Source organism: Buttiauxella cochleicola (assembly GCF_021282435.1).
Classification (GTDB): domain Bacteria; phylum Pseudomonadota; class Gammaproteobacteria; order Enterobacterales; family Enterobacteriaceae; genus Buttiauxella; species Buttiauxella massiliensis.
Window position 1 is genome coordinate 60,793 of the sequence record NZ_JAJSOT010000004.1, and the last position, 13,421, is coordinate 74,213.

Sequence of the window (13,421 nt, forward strand, 5' to 3'; positions counted from 1 at the left end):
TAAGTCATACCAGCTGTTTACGCTGATTTGACGGTGGTATGGATAAAGACTCTCGGTACTTCGCAACAGTGCGGCGTGCCACCATGATCCCCTGATCGGATAGCATAGTCGTTAACTTGCTATCACTCAGAGGTTTCGCTGGGTTTTCCGCAGCAATTAATTTCTTCACCAGTGCCCGAATCGCCGTAGAGGAGGCTTCGCCTCCGCCTTCGGTATTCACATGGCTGGAGAAGAAATACTTCAATTCAAAAATGCCGCGTGGACTGTGCAAATATTTTTGCGTGGTCACACGGGAAATAGTCGATTCATGCATCTCGACTACCTGGGCGATATCAGCAAGAACCATCGGTTTCATGTGCTCTTCGCCGTGCTCAAAAAAACCTTGTTGCTGCTCAACGATACAGCGACTGACGCGCAGCAGCGTATCGTTGCGACTTTCAAGACTTTTAATCAACCACTTCGCTTCTTGCAGGTTACTGCGAATAAATTGCGAGTCGCTGTCATTGCGGGCATTGGTACCCATCGCAGCGTACTGCTGATTGATTTTAAGGCGTGGAATGCTGTCGGCGTTTAATTCTACCGTCCAGCGCCCCTGAATCTTTTTGACCAGAATATCGGGAATGACATATTCGGGTTCACTGGTTTGAATCGATTGGCCTGGGCGTGGATCAAGAGACTGAATCAGGCACATTGCCTCTTTCAGAACTTCTTCTTTCAGGCGAGTGACGCGCATCAGGCTACGGAAATCATGATTGGCGAGCAGATCCAGATGATCGCTGACAATCAGTCGTGCCTCGGTCAGCCACGGTGTTTCACGGGCAAATTGAGAAAGCTGGATGAGTAAGCAATCGCGTAGATCGCGTGCGGCAACTCCAACAGGATCAAAACGCTGGACGCGTTTAAGTACCGCCTCCACTTCGTCGATGGTGATTTCTTCATCGCCCATGCTTTCCAGAATTTCTTCCAGCGAAACCGTGAGATAGCCCATTTCGTCAACGGCATCAACAATAGATGTCGCAATGGCAGTGTCGGTATCAGAGAACGGGGTTAAATCGACCTGCCACATCAGGTAATCCTGGAGTGACTGAGTCGTTTCCCCCTGATAAATCGGCAACTCATCGTCACTATAATCTGAACCGGCGCCCGATGGGGAACCGGCGGTATAGATTTCGTCCCAGCTGGTATCTAACGGCAATTCGTCAGGCATCTCTTTTTGTTCAAGCGCCTCACGAGTGTCTAAAGCTTCATTTTCACGAACTTCCTGAGTTTCAATTTCTTCATGCAGATCGGTTTGCTCAAGCAGTGGGTTACTTTCCAGGGCTTGTTGGAGTTCTTGCTGCAGCTCTAACGTTGACAGCTGCAACAGGCGAATTGCCTGCTGTAACTGTGGAGTCATAGCAAGTTGTTGGCTAAGCCGTAATTGCAAACCTTGCTTCATATTCAGAGCGAGCTTCCTCAGGTATATACCCGGCATACTTCAAGTTGCAGGAACGTGGGCAACTCGAATTACCCAGAGTATTAATAATTATACTTCCTACCCTATCAGAGTCTGAACTCTTCGCCCAGATAGACGCGCTTAACATGCTCATCTTCCAGGATTTCCGCAGGCGTGCCATGGGCAATTAACTGGCCCTGGCTTACGATGTAAGCTCGTTCACACACGGCCAACGTTTCGCGTACGTTATGGTCAGTAATCAGCACACCAAGCCCGCTATCGCGCAAGTGCTCGATAATCCGCTTGATGTCGATGACGGAGATTGGGTCAACACCTGCAAAAGGTTCGTCCAAAAGAATAAATTTCGGGTTTGCAGCCAAAGCGCGGGCAATTTCAACACGACGGCGCTCACCACCAGACAGAGACTGCCCGAGGTTATTGCGCAAATGCTCAATGTGAAACTCTTCCATCAACTCATTCGCGCGGTCTTCACGCTGTTCAGCGCTGAGGTCATCACGAATTTGCAGGACTGCCATCAAGTTATCGAACACGCTCAAGCGACGGAAAATTGACGCTTCTTGCGGTAAATATCCAATCCCACGACGGGCGCGAGCATGGAGCGGCAGAAGACTAATGTCTTCGTCATCAATAATGATGTTGCCAGCATCACGCGGAACAATGCCAACAACCATGTAAAAAGTCGTGGTTTTGCCTGCACCGTTAGGTCCAAGTAAACCGACAATTTCACCTGATTTAACGGTCAGGCTGACATCTTCAACAACGCGGCGGCCTTTGTAGGCTTTGGCGAGATGTTTTGCAATTAAAGTAGCCATAACGAATTAGTTACTCTTTTTCGGGGCAGGTGCTGGAGCAGCTTTGCCGTCTTTCTTCTGCAATTGAGAAGGAACCAGAACGGTGGTGACACGTTTACCTTTTTCGCTAAAGGCCTGCATCTTCTGTTCTTTAACCAGATAGGTAATTTTGTCACCCTTGATATTGCTATCTACCTGTTCCAGATATGCATTACCGGTCAGAACCACAAAGTCGTTTTGCAACTCATAGTGCATAGTCGCTGAGTGGCCGCTTACAGGCTTACCGCTATCCTGCATCTGATAGAAAGTGGCGGGGTTACCATAACCATCAATCACTTCTTTGCCTTGCTCACCGCCCGGGCGAGTCACAACGACTTTATCGGCGTTAATTTTGATACTGCCTTGCGTCACGATCACATTGCCGGTGAAGGTGACGACGTTGCCTTGCATATCCAGCGACTGTTGGTCAGATTCAATGTGAATCGGCTGATCGGTATCACCGGTCAGCGCAAATGCCGAAAAACTGGCGGCTAAAAGCGTACTGGTCAGTACTAAATTACGGCTGAGTTTGTTTATTCTGGATTTCATAGGATGTTCTAACCTTTTCAATCAGCTCGGCATTTTTGCTGCGTAAGTTTCCACGCATTTTGAGGCCGGTAGAGTTAAAGCTGGTTCCGTACAAGGTTACCTGGTCATCAGAGGCAACATCCTGAGTGACTAAATTAACCTGCGCATTGTCCGTGGTAATTTTGCGTAGCTGTGAATCTGGTGTCAGGGCTGTCAGCACCACATTTCCGTACAAATACAGCATCCGATCGTTAGTCAGTTTGGCGCGATCTGCCCGTAATGACCAGGTTGCTACTTTGTTTTCGTCGTACTGTGTCATCACCGGATTGGTGAACCACGAAACAGCGGTATCGGAAAAGTATTCAACGTGTTCTGCGACCAGCCGGTAATTTAAAGCCCCTTCAGGACTGTAGGCGAGGGTCGTAGAATGTTCACTTTTATAGGTTGGCTCGTTACTGTTCACTGTTTGTGGCGCAACAGTGTCTTTATCGACCAGATTTACACCAATCAATACCAGTACCAGCAATGAAAGCAGGATGATAACCCAACGTCTGGTCTTACTCATATAGATAGCCCTTTGGCCTCATCAAGCTTTCCTTGAGCCAGTAAAAGGAGATCGCAGACTTCGCGTACTGCTCCTCGTCCGCCAGCAATACGTGTAACGTAGTCGGCACGAGGAATAAGTAAAGGATGAGCATCCGCTACCGCGACACTCAAACCTACTTTAGCCATTACAGGCCAGTCGATTAAATCATCCCCGACATAAGCCACTTGCTCAGCTGGAATGGCGAGCTTATCTAATAGATCCTGAAAAGCCAGCAGCTTGTCAGATTGCCCTTGATAAAGATGGGTGATGCCAAGCGTTTCGCACCTGTCCTCAAGAAGTTTTGCTTTCCGGCCAGTAATAATCGCCACTTCGATATTAGAGGTTAGTGCACAGCGAATTCCATAGCCATCACGGACGTTGAATGCTTTCAGCTCTTCGCCGCTATTACCCATATAAATCAGGCCGTCAGACATTACACCGTCAACGTCTAAAATAAGCAGGCGCACGTTTGCTGCCTGCTCCATCACGCGCGTGCTTACCGGCCCATAACAAGTGGCAAGAGACGCTTCATGGTTACTCATTAAGGCTAATCCTTTGTTAAACCACGCCTGCGCGTAGCATGTCATGCATATGTACCACACCCAGTAGTTGCTCGCCATCTGCAACCAGTACTGAGGTTATATGGCGGGACTGCATCAAGTTCAGTGCATCAACCGCCAATAACGTTGGGCGAACACGAATTCCGCCGACAGTCATGACATCTGCGATATTCAGGGAGTGGAGATCAACGCCCATATCAAAGACCCGACGTAAATCACCATCAGTAAAGATCCCTTCAATTTTCATCAGGGAGTCACAGATTACGGTCATACCCATATTTTTGCGCGTTATTTCCAGTAATGCATCGCGCAATGAAGCATCTTTACTGACATGCGGGATCTCATCGCCAGTGTGCATAATATCGCTGACACGTAATAACAGTTTACGTCCCAATGCACCGCCTGGGTGAGAAAGAGCAAAATCTTCTGCAGTAAAGCCACGAGCTTTCAGCAGAGCAACAGCAAGTGCGTCACCCATCACAAGCGTTGCCGTGGTGCTGGACGTTGGAGCCAGTCCTAACGGACAAGCTTCCTGGGGAACCTTGACACAAAGATGGACGTCGGCCGCTTTGCCCATTGAGCTTTCCGGGCGACTTGTGATGCAAATCAGTGGCACCTGCAATCGTTTAAGAACCGGAATCAGCGCCAGAATTTCGTTAGATTCGCCAGAGTTTGAGATAGCGATAACAATATCTTGCGTGCTAACCATGCCGAGGTCGCCATGGCTTGCTTCACCTGGGTGAACGAAAAACGAAGGTGTACCGGTACTTGCAAAAGTTGCCGCCATCTTTTTACCGATGTGACCGGATTTGCCCATACCCATGACAACGACTTTGCCCTGGCAATAAAACATTTTTTCACAGGCCGCAGAGAAGTCTGTGTTGATGTATTGCCCAAGCTGATCCAGGCCTTCACGTTCGATCTTCAGTACTTCTTTACCTGCTTGCTGAAAGTCAAAACCCGGTTGTAATTCTATCTGTGACATAATTTCCGTTCCGCTTTACCCTACGACAGGTGATGCAATAAACCACAGCATCACAATCCATACGAAGAAACTACATGTTAACAGAGCACCTGCTGCCTTGCCGATAGAGCGTGATTTACGCCAGCAAAGTACTGCAAAAATGGCACTGACTACCAACATGACCCAATAGTCACGAGCAAAGGCATGTGGGTCAATTTCACCCGGTGCAATCAAGGCAGGAATACCCAATACCAAAACAATATTGAATATGTTCGAGCCGATGATATTGCCAATCGCAATATCGTCTTCACCTTTACGTGCACCTGCGATGGTCGTTGCAAGTTCAGGCAGGCTCGTGCCCACTGCAATAATCGTCAGGCCAATCACTAACTCGCTTATGCCAAAGTAATGTGCCAGTACGCTGGCGTTATCGATAACCATGCGAGTGGCCATCGGCATAATAATTAAAGCCACGGCGAGCCATAAAAATGCGACGGGACGGCTCCCTTCACGAGGAAGCTCTGCCAGCTGCTCGCGGGTCAGGTTGTCAGCACCTTCATTTCCGGCAAGGCGAGCTATTTTAATCGTAAACAGCAGATAAGCTACTGCGACAGCAATCAGTATTACGCCATCAATACGGCTAAGCTGGTTATCAAAAAGAAGCCAGCCGATCACGCCACTGACGACTAACATTAGGGGTAATTCACGCCGTAGAATATCGGAATTCACGGTAAATGGATGCAAAAGTGCCGCTAAGCCGAGAATCAGTAAGATATTGGTGATATTCGAACCTAATGCTGTCCCCACCGCTAAATTCAATTGGCCATTTAGAGCAGCAGAGCTTGCGACGAGCAGTTCAGGTAAGGATGTCCCGATGCTAACAACGGTTAAACCGATAAGGAGTGGCGGAACGCCGAAACTACGGCAAAGTATCGAGGCGGCGAACACCAGACGATCCGCGCCATAGACGACCAAAAGCAAACCGATAATTAACAGAGCTGTAGCTAACAGCATGCAAAATCCTTTATTCAGGTATAATCGCCGGTCTCTTGCTGTGAAAGTACCGGCAGAGCATACAGATCTGTAGGCCATGATGAATTCTTAATTCTGACTTTATGTGGCAGAAAAGTAAAACAAATGCCAGTTTTCGCTAATCAGGGCTGATAACATTCTGTGAAAATGTTGGGTTGGAACTGAGTTGCTATCCAATGCTTCGTCCGTGAACTTGATAAAAGGAAAGATGATGAGCCAGACGCAGACGAATCTGGTCGAAATTCGCGATGTTAGTTTTACTCGCGGCAGTCGGCGCATCTTTGACAATATTTCCCTGAACGTGCCCCGTGGCAAAATTACAGCCATCATGGGGCCATCGGGCATTGGTAAAACGACATTGCTGCGGCTGATTGGTGGTCAAATTCAGCCTGACAATGGCGAAATCCTGTTCGACGGTGAAAACGTGCCGGCAATGTCGCGCTCACGACTATATAACGTGCGTAAACGTATGAGCATGCTGTTTCAATCCGGCGCGTTATTTACCGATCTCAATGTCTTCGAAAATGTGGCGTATCCGCTTCGCGAACATCGCCGCTTACCGGAGGAGTTGCTGCATAGCACCGTTATGATGAAGCTTGAGGCGGTGGGATTACGTGGGGCCGCTAAACTGATGCCAAACGAACTCTCTGGCGGTATGGCTCGACGAGCCGCACTTGCGCGTGCCATAGCACTCGAACCTGACCTTATTATGTTTGATGAGCCATTCGTTGGTCAGGACCCTATTACAATGGGTGTGCTGGTTAAACTGATTTCAGAATTAAACAGCGCACTGGGTGTGACCTGTATTGTGGTTTCGCATGATGTACCTGAAGTGCTGAGCATCGCGGATTACGCCTATATTGCAGCAGATCAGCATATCGTCGCTGAAGGGACTCCAACCGCCTTGCGCGAAAATTGTGACCCTCGGGTTCGTCAGTTCCTTGATGGTATAGCCGATGGGCCAGTACCGTTCCGCTATCCGGCAACGGATTATCGGAATGACTTATTATCAAAAACAGGGAGTTAAGTTACTCATGCTCTTTAATGCACTGGCATCGTTCGGGCAGCGGGGACTGAAAACCTGCGCGTCATTCGGCCGGGCCGGGATAATGCTTTTTAATGCGCTGGTGGGGAAACCGGAATTCCGCAAACATGCGCCATTGCTGATTCGCCAGCTGTATAACGTCGGCGTATTGTCGCTGCTGATTATTATCGTTTCTGGTCTGTTTATCGGCATGGTTCTTGGCTTGCAGGGCTACTTAGTTCTGACTACTTATAGTGCGGAATCAAGCCTGGGGATGCTGGTTGCCTTGTCTCTATTGCGTGAGCTTGGGCCTGTCGTGGCAGCGCTGTTGTTTGCCGGACGCGCAGGTTCGGCTTTGACCGCAGAAATTGGCCTGATGAAAGCAACAGAACAGCTTTCCAGTATGGAGATGATGGCGGTTGATCCTTTGCGCCGTGTCGTTTCTCCTCGTTTCTGGGCTGGTGTAATTTCCTTGCCATTACTGACGCTTATCTTTGTCGCAGTAGGGGTATGGGGAGGGGCACTGGTTGGTGTGAACTGGAAGGGAATCGACTCTGGGTTCTTCTGGTCTGCCATGCAAGATGCCGTCAACTGGCGTACCGATCTGATTTACTGTGTTATCAAGAGCGTAGTGTTTGCGATAACCGTGACCTGGATTGCGTTATTCAATGGCTACGATGCTATTCCTACGTCCGCAGGGATTAGCCGGGCAACAACACGAACCGTTGTGCACGCTTCATTGGCCGTTTTAGGGCTGGATTTTGTGCTCACTGCACTGATGTTTGGGAATTAAGTTCATGCAAACTAAGAAATTTGAAACTGGGGTTGGGGCATTTTTAATTATTGCATTGGCAGCCATCGTCTTCTTGTGTCTGAAAGTGGCTAATGTCACTTCGCTGCGCAGTGAGCCAACGTATCGGGTTTACGCGACGTTTGATAACATCGGTAGCCTGAAAACCGGTTCTCCATTACGCCTTGGCGGCGTGGTGATTGGACGCGTTGATGACATTACGCTTGATCCAAAAACTTACTTACCGCGAGTCACTCTGGATATCGAAGAACGCTATAACCATATTCCTGACACCAGTTCGTTGGCTATCCGCACTTCAGGTTTACTCGGTGAGCAATACCTCGCACTGAACCTTGGTTTTGATGACCCTGAACTCGGTTCATCTATCCTTAAAGAGGGCGGCACGATTCAGGACACTAAATCAGCCCTGGTGCTGGAAGATCTGATTGGCCAATTCTTGTATAAGAGCGGTAATGGCGATAATCAGAAATCAGAGGATTCCTCATCGCAGGATTCAGAGAATAATAGTGCAGCGCCACAGCCTGGCACGACGCACTAATCTAAGAGGAAAAGTTTTATGTTTAAAAGACTTATTATGATTGCCATGTTGGTTATTGCACCACTGGCGAATGCTGCGGATCAAAGCAACCCATACAAACTGATGGGCGAAGCGGCGCAAAAAACATTTGACCGATTGAAAAATGAGCAGCCTAAAATTCGTCAAAATCCCGATTATTTGCGTGAAGTTGTTGGGCAAGAACTTCTGCCATATGTGCAGGTGAAATACGCGGGTGCACTGGTACTGGGCCGTTACTACAAAGATGCAACCCCTGCACAGCGTGATGCCTACTTCAAAGCGTTCGAAGCGTATCTGAAACAGGCCTATGGCCAGGCGCTTGCGATGTATAACGGGCAATCCTACCAAATCGCACCTGAGCAGCCTCTGGGTGATGCCACCATTGTGGCGATTCGTGTAACGATCGTTGATCCGAACGGCCGTCCACCTGTGCGTCTTGATTTCCAGTGGCGCAAAAACACACAAACTGGTAACTGGCAGGCTTACGACATGATTGCTGAAGGTGTCAGCATGATTACCACTAAGCAAAACGAGTGGAGCGATATCCTGCGTACCAAAGGGATTGATGGTTTGACTTCTCAGCTGCAATCAATCTCTAAACTGCCAATTACCCTGGAAAATAAAAAGTAATGGCTGACGAACTTAACTGGCAGCGTGAAGCCGCAACGTTGCACCTGGCGGGTGAGTTAGATAGCGATACGGTGGGGTCAGTATGGCGCCAGCGTGAGCAAATCATGGCAGGTATCAAAGTGTTGAACCTCTCTGGTTTATCGCGTGTTGATACTTCAGGTTTAGCGCTTTTGATTCATCTTGTGGATTTCGCCAGGTGTCAAAATGTCGAGATAGAACTCCAGGGCGCCAGCGAGAACTTACAGACGCTGACTAAACTTTATAACCTGCCAGAAGACATCCTTCCTGCATTTGCAGGCTAGTGTTTTCATAACGTTACTATCATTGCCCCTGATCTAATTGGATCAGGGGCTTTTTGCTTATTTAAGCCTGCGCCACTTTCCTCTAAGATGTGTGGCTTGTTTCCTTAACCGACGAATTATATCCCATGGAAAATCATGAAATTCAGACAGTGCTGATGAACGCACTGCCCCTCCAGGAAGTCCACGTCTCAGGCGATGGCAGCCATTTTCAGGTGATTGCGGTGGGTGAGTTATTCGCCGAGTTAAGTCGCGTGAAGAAGCAACAAACAGTTTATGCGCCATTGATGGAGCTGATTGCTGATAACCGTATCCATGCGGTTTCCATCAAGACCTATACTCCGCAAGAGTGGGATCGCGATCGTAAACTTAATGGTCTTTGAGCAATTCGCCACGGCGGGTTGTAACGATTTGAATTTAATAGAGAGCAGTTGCAATGGATAAATTTCGAGTTCAGGGGCCAACCCGACTGAGTGGTGAAGTGACGATCTCCGGGGCGAAGAACGCCGCGCTGCCGATCCTCTTCGCAGCACTGTTGGCCGAAGAGCCAGTTGAGATTCAAAACGTTCCAAAACTGAAAGACATTGATACCACAATGAAGCTGTTAAGCCAGTTGGGTACCAAAGTTGAACGTAACGGTTCAGTGTGGATTGATGCCAGTGAAGTAAATATCTTCTGTGCGCCTTATGATCTGGTTAAAACCATGCGTGCTTCTATCTGGGCGCTTGGTCCGCTGGTCGCACGCTTTGGCCAGGGTCAGGTTTCTTTACCTGGCGGCTGTGCCATTGGCGCACGTCCGGTTGATTTGCACATTACAGGTCTTGAACAGCTCGGTGCGGAAATCAAACTGGAAGAAGGCTACGTTAAAGCTTCTGTTCAGGGCCGTCTGAAGGGCGCGCATATTGTGATGGATAAAGTGAGCGTAGGTGCCACTGTCACCATCATGAGTGCTGCAACTCTTGCTGAAGGTACAACTATCATTGAAAACGCAGCCCGTGAGCCGGAGATCGTTGATACAGCGAACTTCCTCAACACGCTGGGTGCGAAAATCACTGGTGCAGGCACCGATCGCATTACTATCCAGGGTGTTGAACGCCTGGGTGGCGGTGTTTATCGTGTGGTGCCGGATCGTATCGAAACCGGTACTTTCCTGGTAGCAGCTGCGATTTCTGGTGGGAAAATTGTTTGCCGCAATGCTCAACCAGACACGCTTGATGCTGTGTTGGCGAAACTGCGCGAAGCGGGTGCCGATGTTGAAGTTGGCGAAGATTGGGTTAGCCTCGATATGCACGGTAAGCGTCCGAAAGGCGTGACAATCCGTACTGCGCCGCACCCAGGCTTCCCTACTGACATGCAGGCTCAGTTCACTTTGTTGAACCTCGTGGCGGAAGGTACTGGTGTTATCACTGAAACTATTTTTGAAAATCGCTTCATGCACGTCCCGGAACTTATCCGTATGGGCGCACATGCAGAGATTGAGAGCAATACAGTGATTTGCCACGGCGTTGAGAAGCTGTCTGGTGCACAAGTAATGGCAACCGACCTGCGCGCGTCAGCAAGCCTCGTTCTGGCGGGTTGTATCGCAGAAGGTACCACCGTGGTTGATCGTATTTACCACATCGATCGTGGCTACGAGCGCATTGAAGATAAACTTCAGGCGTTAGGTGCGAAGATTGAACGTGTGAAAGGTAATAGCGGCGAATAAAATTCGTTGTTAAAAAGAAAAACCGGGCTTGCCCGGTTTTTTTTATCTTTTCCGCATAAGGCTCATTCGGTCAATGAACTGATGAGTTTGCGGATCGTAGTAGCGTGAAGGCCAAATCACCCAAGGTGAAGTTTCCAGTGCCTGCGCGATGATTAATTCACCTTTTGGCCAAGGGCGTGTCAACGTATTAGCTAAAGTAGAAGAGCTTAGACCTGCTTTCCGTGATTCAGCCGCAAGTGATGTTCCGCGTTTGCGTAGCCCTGCAATGATATCTGCCGGGTGCCAGTCAGTATTGTTACTTTCCATGTTTCTCCCTGTAACCGCTTCTATTTACCGGTTTACTCAATTGCGGTTATAGCACAGCATTAATCCAAAAGACTCCAATAAATGGCGTAAAAATTCAAATTTGTGTTAACACACACAAAGTGAATGAAACCAATGAATACAGGATGCTAGGGAGAGTGGTTTTGAGGGCTGGAATGAATTTATTGGAAACTTAGTGCGCCTTTGAACGGCGCACTAAATAGAGATTAACGATCGCGTTGAACAGCCATGCGGGCCAGAGCAATTAAAGCTTCTTTGTACTCGCTTTCAGGCAGAACATTCAGAGCTGAAATAGCTTTGTCAGCTTCTTGTTCTGCACGTAGTTGAGTCCATTCCAGCGAGCCACAGGCCGCCATAGCATCTAACACCGGCTGCAGTAAATGACGCCCGTTGCCTTGCTCAATAGCCTCACGAATCATTTTGGCTTGCTCAGCATTACCGTTACGCATTGCGTGCAGTAAAGGGAGAGTTGGCTTACCTTCGTTCAGGTCATCCCCCACATTTTTACCAAGCGTTTGGCCATCGGCACTATAGTCCAGAAGATCGTCGATAAGCTGGAAAGCCGTCCCGAGATAGCGGCCATAATCCTGAAGTGCGAGTTCTTGTTCCGCAGTTGCATCAGCTAAAATACCTGAGCACTGAGCTGCAGCTTCGAACAAGCGCGCTGTTTTGCTGTAAATCACCCGCATATAGCTTTCTTCAGTAATATCAGGGTCATTACAATTCATCAATTGCAGAACTTCACCCTCGGCAATGACATTCACTGCTTCGGACATCACTTCCAGAACCTTGAGCGAGCCTAGTTGAGTCATCATCTGGAAGGCGCGGGTATAAATAAAATCACCAACCAATACACTAGCGGCATTGCCAAATGCGGCGTTAGCCGTTGCTTTCCCGCGACGCATATCTGACTCATCAACGACATCATCATGAAGCAGTGTCGCGGTATGGATAAATTCAATGAGCGCCGCAATATTGATATGCGCGCTTCCCTGATAACCAAGCGTGCGAGCAGCAAGAACAGCAATCATTGGACGGATACGTTTACCACCGCCACTGACGATGTAATACCCTAACTGATTGATCAATTGGACATCTGAATTCAACTGTTCAAGGATGACCGCATTGACTCCCGCCATATCTTGCGCGGTTAACTCGTTAATTTTTTCTAAATTCATCGCAAAAGTCTGGCTTAAAGTCCTGTTTACCACATGTCTTTATGGAATCACGTGAGGGTAGAGGAGTAATAATGTAGTACAGATTGTACTGAAAAAACGAGGCAGATAAACGGCTGGTGTGATGTTGCGTTTTTTTTCTACTCTGTTTAATGACAGGGCTTGTCAAAGGCTCTCGTTTTGCGTAATATTCGCGCCCTATTGTGAATATTTATAGCGCCACCTGAAACATACGTAGGGTGCGTGCGGAAAGCGGAGTTTTATATGTACGCGGTTTTCCAAAGTGGTGGTAAACAACACCGAGTAAGCGAAGGTCAAACCATTCGCCTGGAAAAGCTGGACATCGCAACTGGCGAAGCAGTTGAGTTCGCAGAAGTTCTGATGATCGCTAATGGTGAAGAAATCAAAATCGGCGTTCCTTTCGTCGATGGCGGCGTAGTTAAAGCTGAAATTGTTGCTCATGGTCGTGGCGAGAAAATTAAGATTGTTAAGTTTCGTCGTCGTAAACACTACCGTAAGCAGCAGGGTCATCGTCAGTGGTTCACTGATGTGAAAATCACCGGCATCAGCGCTTAATACAGGGGAGCATATTAAATGGCACATAAAAAGGCTGGCGGCTCTACTCGTAACGGTCGCGATTCCGAAGCTAAACGTCTGGGCGTAAAACGTTTCGGCGGAGAAGCAGTTCTGGCAGGCAGCATTATCGTTCGTCAACGTGGTACTAAATTCCACGCTGGTACTAACGTAGGTTGCGGCAAAGATCATACTCTGTTCGCTTTGACTGACGGTAAAGTTAAGTTCGAAGTTAAAGGTCCGAAAAACCGTAAGTTCATCAGCATCGTTGCTGAATAAGTTTTTCGCGTCCCGGTAACGGATAGAAGCCCCGCAACACGTTGCGGGGCTTTTTACATTCTGCGACCGGTAAATCAATGAAGTATTTT

Annotated in this window: 18 protein-coding genes; 9 read left to right on the forward strand and 9 right to left on the reverse strand. The window is 48.4% G+C overall.

Annotation, left to right across the window (positions count from 1 at the left end; all coding sequences use genetic code 11):
- Positions 1 to 4: 4 nt before the first annotated feature.
- The 7 genes from rpoN to LVQ77_RS11190 form a co-directional block, all read right to left on the reverse strand.
- Positions 5 to 1,438 (reverse strand): RNA polymerase factor sigma-54, encoded by a 1,434-nt coding sequence (rpoN, locus tag LVQ77_RS11160; protein WP_232866293.1) that lies wholly within the window; start codon positions 1,436 to 1,438, stop codon positions 5 to 7.
- A gap of 104 nt (positions 1,439 to 1,542) precedes the next feature.
- Positions 1,543 to 2,268: an LPS export ABC transporter ATP-binding protein gene (lptB, locus tag LVQ77_RS11165; protein WP_034459758.1), complete on the reverse strand. Its 726-nt coding sequence runs from the start codon at positions 2,266 to 2,268 to the stop codon at positions 1,543 to 1,545.
- A gap of 6 nt (positions 2,269 to 2,274) precedes the next feature.
- Positions 2,275 to 2,835: a lipopolysaccharide ABC transporter substrate-binding protein LptA gene (lptA, locus tag LVQ77_RS11170; RefSeq protein ID WP_151992975.1), complete on the reverse strand. Its 561-nt coding sequence runs from the start codon at positions 2,833 to 2,835 to the stop codon at positions 2,275 to 2,277.
- The gene (gene lptC / locus LVQ77_RS11175; RefSeq protein ID WP_232904455.1) at positions 2,804 to 3,379 is read right to left on the reverse strand and encodes an LPS export ABC transporter periplasmic protein LptC; all 576 of its coding nucleotides are present in this window, start codon (positions 3,377 to 3,379) and stop codon (positions 2,804 to 2,806) included. Before lptC ends, lptA begins: the two co-directional genes overlap by 32 nt.
- The gene (gene kdsC, locus LVQ77_RS11180; protein ID WP_232866291.1) at positions 3,376 to 3,942 is read right to left on the reverse strand and encodes a 3-deoxy-manno-octulosonate-8-phosphatase KdsC; all 567 of its coding nucleotides are present in this window, start codon (positions 3,940 to 3,942) and stop codon (positions 3,376 to 3,378) included. Before kdsC ends, lptC begins: the two co-directional genes overlap by 4 nt.
- Positions 3,943 to 3,958: 16 nt before the next feature.
- A complete protein-coding gene (kdsD, locus tag LVQ77_RS11185; RefSeq protein ID WP_151992978.1) occupies positions 3,959 to 4,945 on the reverse strand; it encodes an arabinose-5-phosphate isomerase KdsD in 987 nt (328 codons plus the stop codon).
- A gap of 15 nt (positions 4,946 to 4,960) precedes the next feature.
- Entirely contained in the window at positions 4,961 to 5,938 is a 978-nt protein-coding gene (locus LVQ77_RS11190) for a calcium/sodium antiporter (RefSeq protein WP_232866289.1), read from the reverse strand.
- Positions 5,939 to 6,167: 229 nt separating this feature from the next.
- On the opposite strand from LVQ77_RS11190, the gene mlaF reads away from it, so the two are divergent.
- The 7 genes from mlaF to murA all read left to right on the forward strand — a co-directional run bounded on the left by mlaF (position 6,168) and on the right by murA (position 10,981).
- A complete protein-coding gene (gene mlaF / locus LVQ77_RS11195) occupies positions 6,168 to 6,983 on the forward strand; it encodes a phospholipid ABC transporter ATP-binding protein MlaF (RefSeq protein WP_064514090.1) in 816 nt (271 codons plus the stop codon).
- Between the two features lie 7 nt (positions 6,984 to 6,990).
- The gene (gene mlaE, locus LVQ77_RS11200) at positions 6,991 to 7,773 is read left to right on the forward strand and encodes a lipid asymmetry maintenance ABC transporter permease subunit MlaE (protein ID WP_064514217.1); all 783 of its coding nucleotides are present in this window, start codon (positions 6,991 to 6,993) and stop codon (positions 7,771 to 7,773) included.
- A 4-nt stretch (positions 7,774 to 7,777) separates the two neighbouring features.
- Positions 7,778 to 8,329 (forward strand): outer membrane lipid asymmetry maintenance protein MlaD, encoded by a 552-nt coding sequence (mlaD, locus tag LVQ77_RS11205; RefSeq protein ID WP_134184814.1) that lies wholly within the window; start codon positions 7,778 to 7,780, stop codon positions 8,327 to 8,329.
- Between the two features lie 18 nt (positions 8,330 to 8,347).
- On the forward strand, positions 8,348 to 8,977 hold the full coding sequence (gene mlaC, locus LVQ77_RS11210; protein ID WP_232866288.1) for a phospholipid-binding protein MlaC: 630 nt from the start codon (positions 8,348 to 8,350) through the stop codon (positions 8,975 to 8,977).
- Positions 8,977 to 9,279, forward strand: a complete 303-nt coding sequence (mlaB, locus tag LVQ77_RS11215; RefSeq protein WP_232866286.1) for a lipid asymmetry maintenance protein MlaB — start codon at positions 8,977 to 8,979, stop codon at positions 9,277 to 9,279. The genes mlaC and mlaB overlap by 1 nt, the downstream gene beginning before the upstream one ends.
- Positions 9,280 to 9,404: 125 nt before the next feature.
- On the forward strand, positions 9,405 to 9,659 hold the full coding sequence (ibaG, locus tag LVQ77_RS11220) for a BolA family iron metabolism protein IbaG (RefSeq protein WP_151992983.1): 255 nt from the start codon (positions 9,405 to 9,407) through the stop codon (positions 9,657 to 9,659).
- 53 nt (positions 9,660 to 9,712) lie between these two features.
- Positions 9,713 to 10,981, forward strand: coding sequence for a UDP-N-acetylglucosamine 1-carboxyvinyltransferase (gene murA, locus LVQ77_RS11225; RefSeq protein WP_034459732.1), 1,269 nt, complete (start codon positions 9,713 to 9,715; stop codon positions 10,979 to 10,981).
- 42 nt (positions 10,982 to 11,023) lie between these two features.
- On the opposite strand, the gene sfsB is transcribed toward murA, so the two are convergent.
- Positions 11,024 to 11,287, reverse strand: coding sequence for a DNA-binding transcriptional regulator SfsB (gene sfsB, locus LVQ77_RS11230; protein ID WP_151992984.1), 264 nt, complete (start codon positions 11,285 to 11,287; stop codon positions 11,024 to 11,026).
- A gap of 224 nt (positions 11,288 to 11,511) precedes the next feature.
- The gene (gene ispB / locus LVQ77_RS11235; RefSeq protein ID WP_064514078.1) at positions 11,512 to 12,483 is read right to left on the reverse strand and encodes an octaprenyl diphosphate synthase; all 972 of its coding nucleotides are present in this window, start codon (positions 12,481 to 12,483) and stop codon (positions 11,512 to 11,514) included.
- A gap of 261 nt (positions 12,484 to 12,744) precedes the next feature.
- Here ispB and rplU point away from each other — a divergent pair, with 261 nt between their 5' ends.
- Both rplU and rpmA read left to right on the forward strand, forming a co-directional pair.
- Positions 12,745 to 13,056 (forward strand): 50S ribosomal protein L21, encoded by a 312-nt coding sequence (rplU, locus tag LVQ77_RS11240; RefSeq protein WP_034498836.1) that lies wholly within the window; start codon positions 12,745 to 12,747, stop codon positions 13,054 to 13,056.
- An 18-nt stretch (positions 13,057 to 13,074) separates the two neighbouring features.
- On the forward strand, positions 13,075 to 13,332 hold the full coding sequence (gene rpmA, locus LVQ77_RS11245) for a 50S ribosomal protein L27 (protein WP_024549632.1): 258 nt from the start codon (positions 13,075 to 13,077) through the stop codon (positions 13,330 to 13,332).
- Positions 13,333 to 13,421: the final 89 nt, after the last annotated feature.

Excerpts from the sequence above, each read along its gene's own strand:
- rpoN (WP_232866293.1), bottom strand. The coding sequence starts at position 1,438 with ATGAAGCAAGGTTTGCAATTACGGCTTAGCCAACAACTTGCTATGACT.
- lptB (WP_034459758.1), bottom strand. The coding sequence starts at position 2,268 with ATGGCTACTTTAATTGCAAAACATCTCGCCAAAGCCTACAAAGGCCGC.
- lptA (WP_151992975.1), bottom strand. The coding sequence starts at position 2,835 with ATGAAATCCAGAATAAACAAACTCAGCCGTAATTTAGTACTGACCAGT.
- lptC (WP_232904455.1), bottom strand. The coding sequence starts at position 3,379 with ATGAGTAAGACCAGACGTTGGGTTATCATCCTGCTTTCATTGCTGGTA.
- kdsC (WP_232866291.1), bottom strand. The coding sequence starts at position 3,942 with ATGAGTAACCATGAAGCGTCTCTTGCCACTTGTTATGGGCCGGTAAGC.
- kdsD (WP_151992978.1), bottom strand. The coding sequence starts at position 4,945 with ATGTCACAGATAGAATTACAACCGGGTTTTGACTTTCAGCAAGCAGGT.
- LVQ77_RS11190 (WP_232866289.1), bottom strand. The coding sequence starts at position 5,938 with ATGCTGTTAGCTACAGCTCTGTTAATTATCGGTTTGCTTTTGGTCGTC.
- mlaF (WP_064514090.1), top strand. The coding sequence starts at position 6,168 with ATGAGCCAGACGCAGACGAATCTGGTCGAAATTCGCGATGTTAGTTTT.
- mlaE (WP_064514217.1), top strand. The coding sequence starts at position 6,991 with ATGCTCTTTAATGCACTGGCATCGTTCGGGCAGCGGGGACTGAAAACC.
- mlaD (WP_134184814.1), top strand. The coding sequence starts at position 7,778 with ATGCAAACTAAGAAATTTGAAACTGGGGTTGGGGCATTTTTAATTATT.
- mlaC (WP_232866288.1), top strand. The coding sequence starts at position 8,348 with ATGTTTAAAAGACTTATTATGATTGCCATGTTGGTTATTGCACCACTG.
- mlaB (WP_232866286.1), top strand. The coding sequence starts at position 8,977 with ATGGCTGACGAACTTAACTGGCAGCGTGAAGCCGCAACGTTGCACCTG.
- ibaG (WP_151992983.1), top strand. The coding sequence starts at position 9,405 with ATGGAAAATCATGAAATTCAGACAGTGCTGATGAACGCACTGCCCCTC.
- murA (WP_034459732.1), top strand. The coding sequence starts at position 9,713 with ATGGATAAATTTCGAGTTCAGGGGCCAACCCGACTGAGTGGTGAAGTG.
- sfsB (WP_151992984.1), bottom strand. The coding sequence starts at position 11,287 with ATGGAAAGTAACAATACTGACTGGCACCCGGCAGATATCATTGCAGGG.
- ispB (WP_064514078.1), bottom strand. The coding sequence starts at position 12,483 with ATGAATTTAGAAAAAATTAACGAGTTAACCGCGCAAGATATGGCGGGA.
- rplU (WP_034498836.1), top strand. The coding sequence starts at position 12,745 with ATGTACGCGGTTTTCCAAAGTGGTGGTAAACAACACCGAGTAAGCGAA.
- rpmA (WP_024549632.1), top strand. The coding sequence starts at position 13,075 with ATGGCACATAAAAAGGCTGGCGGCTCTACTCGTAACGGTCGCGATTCC.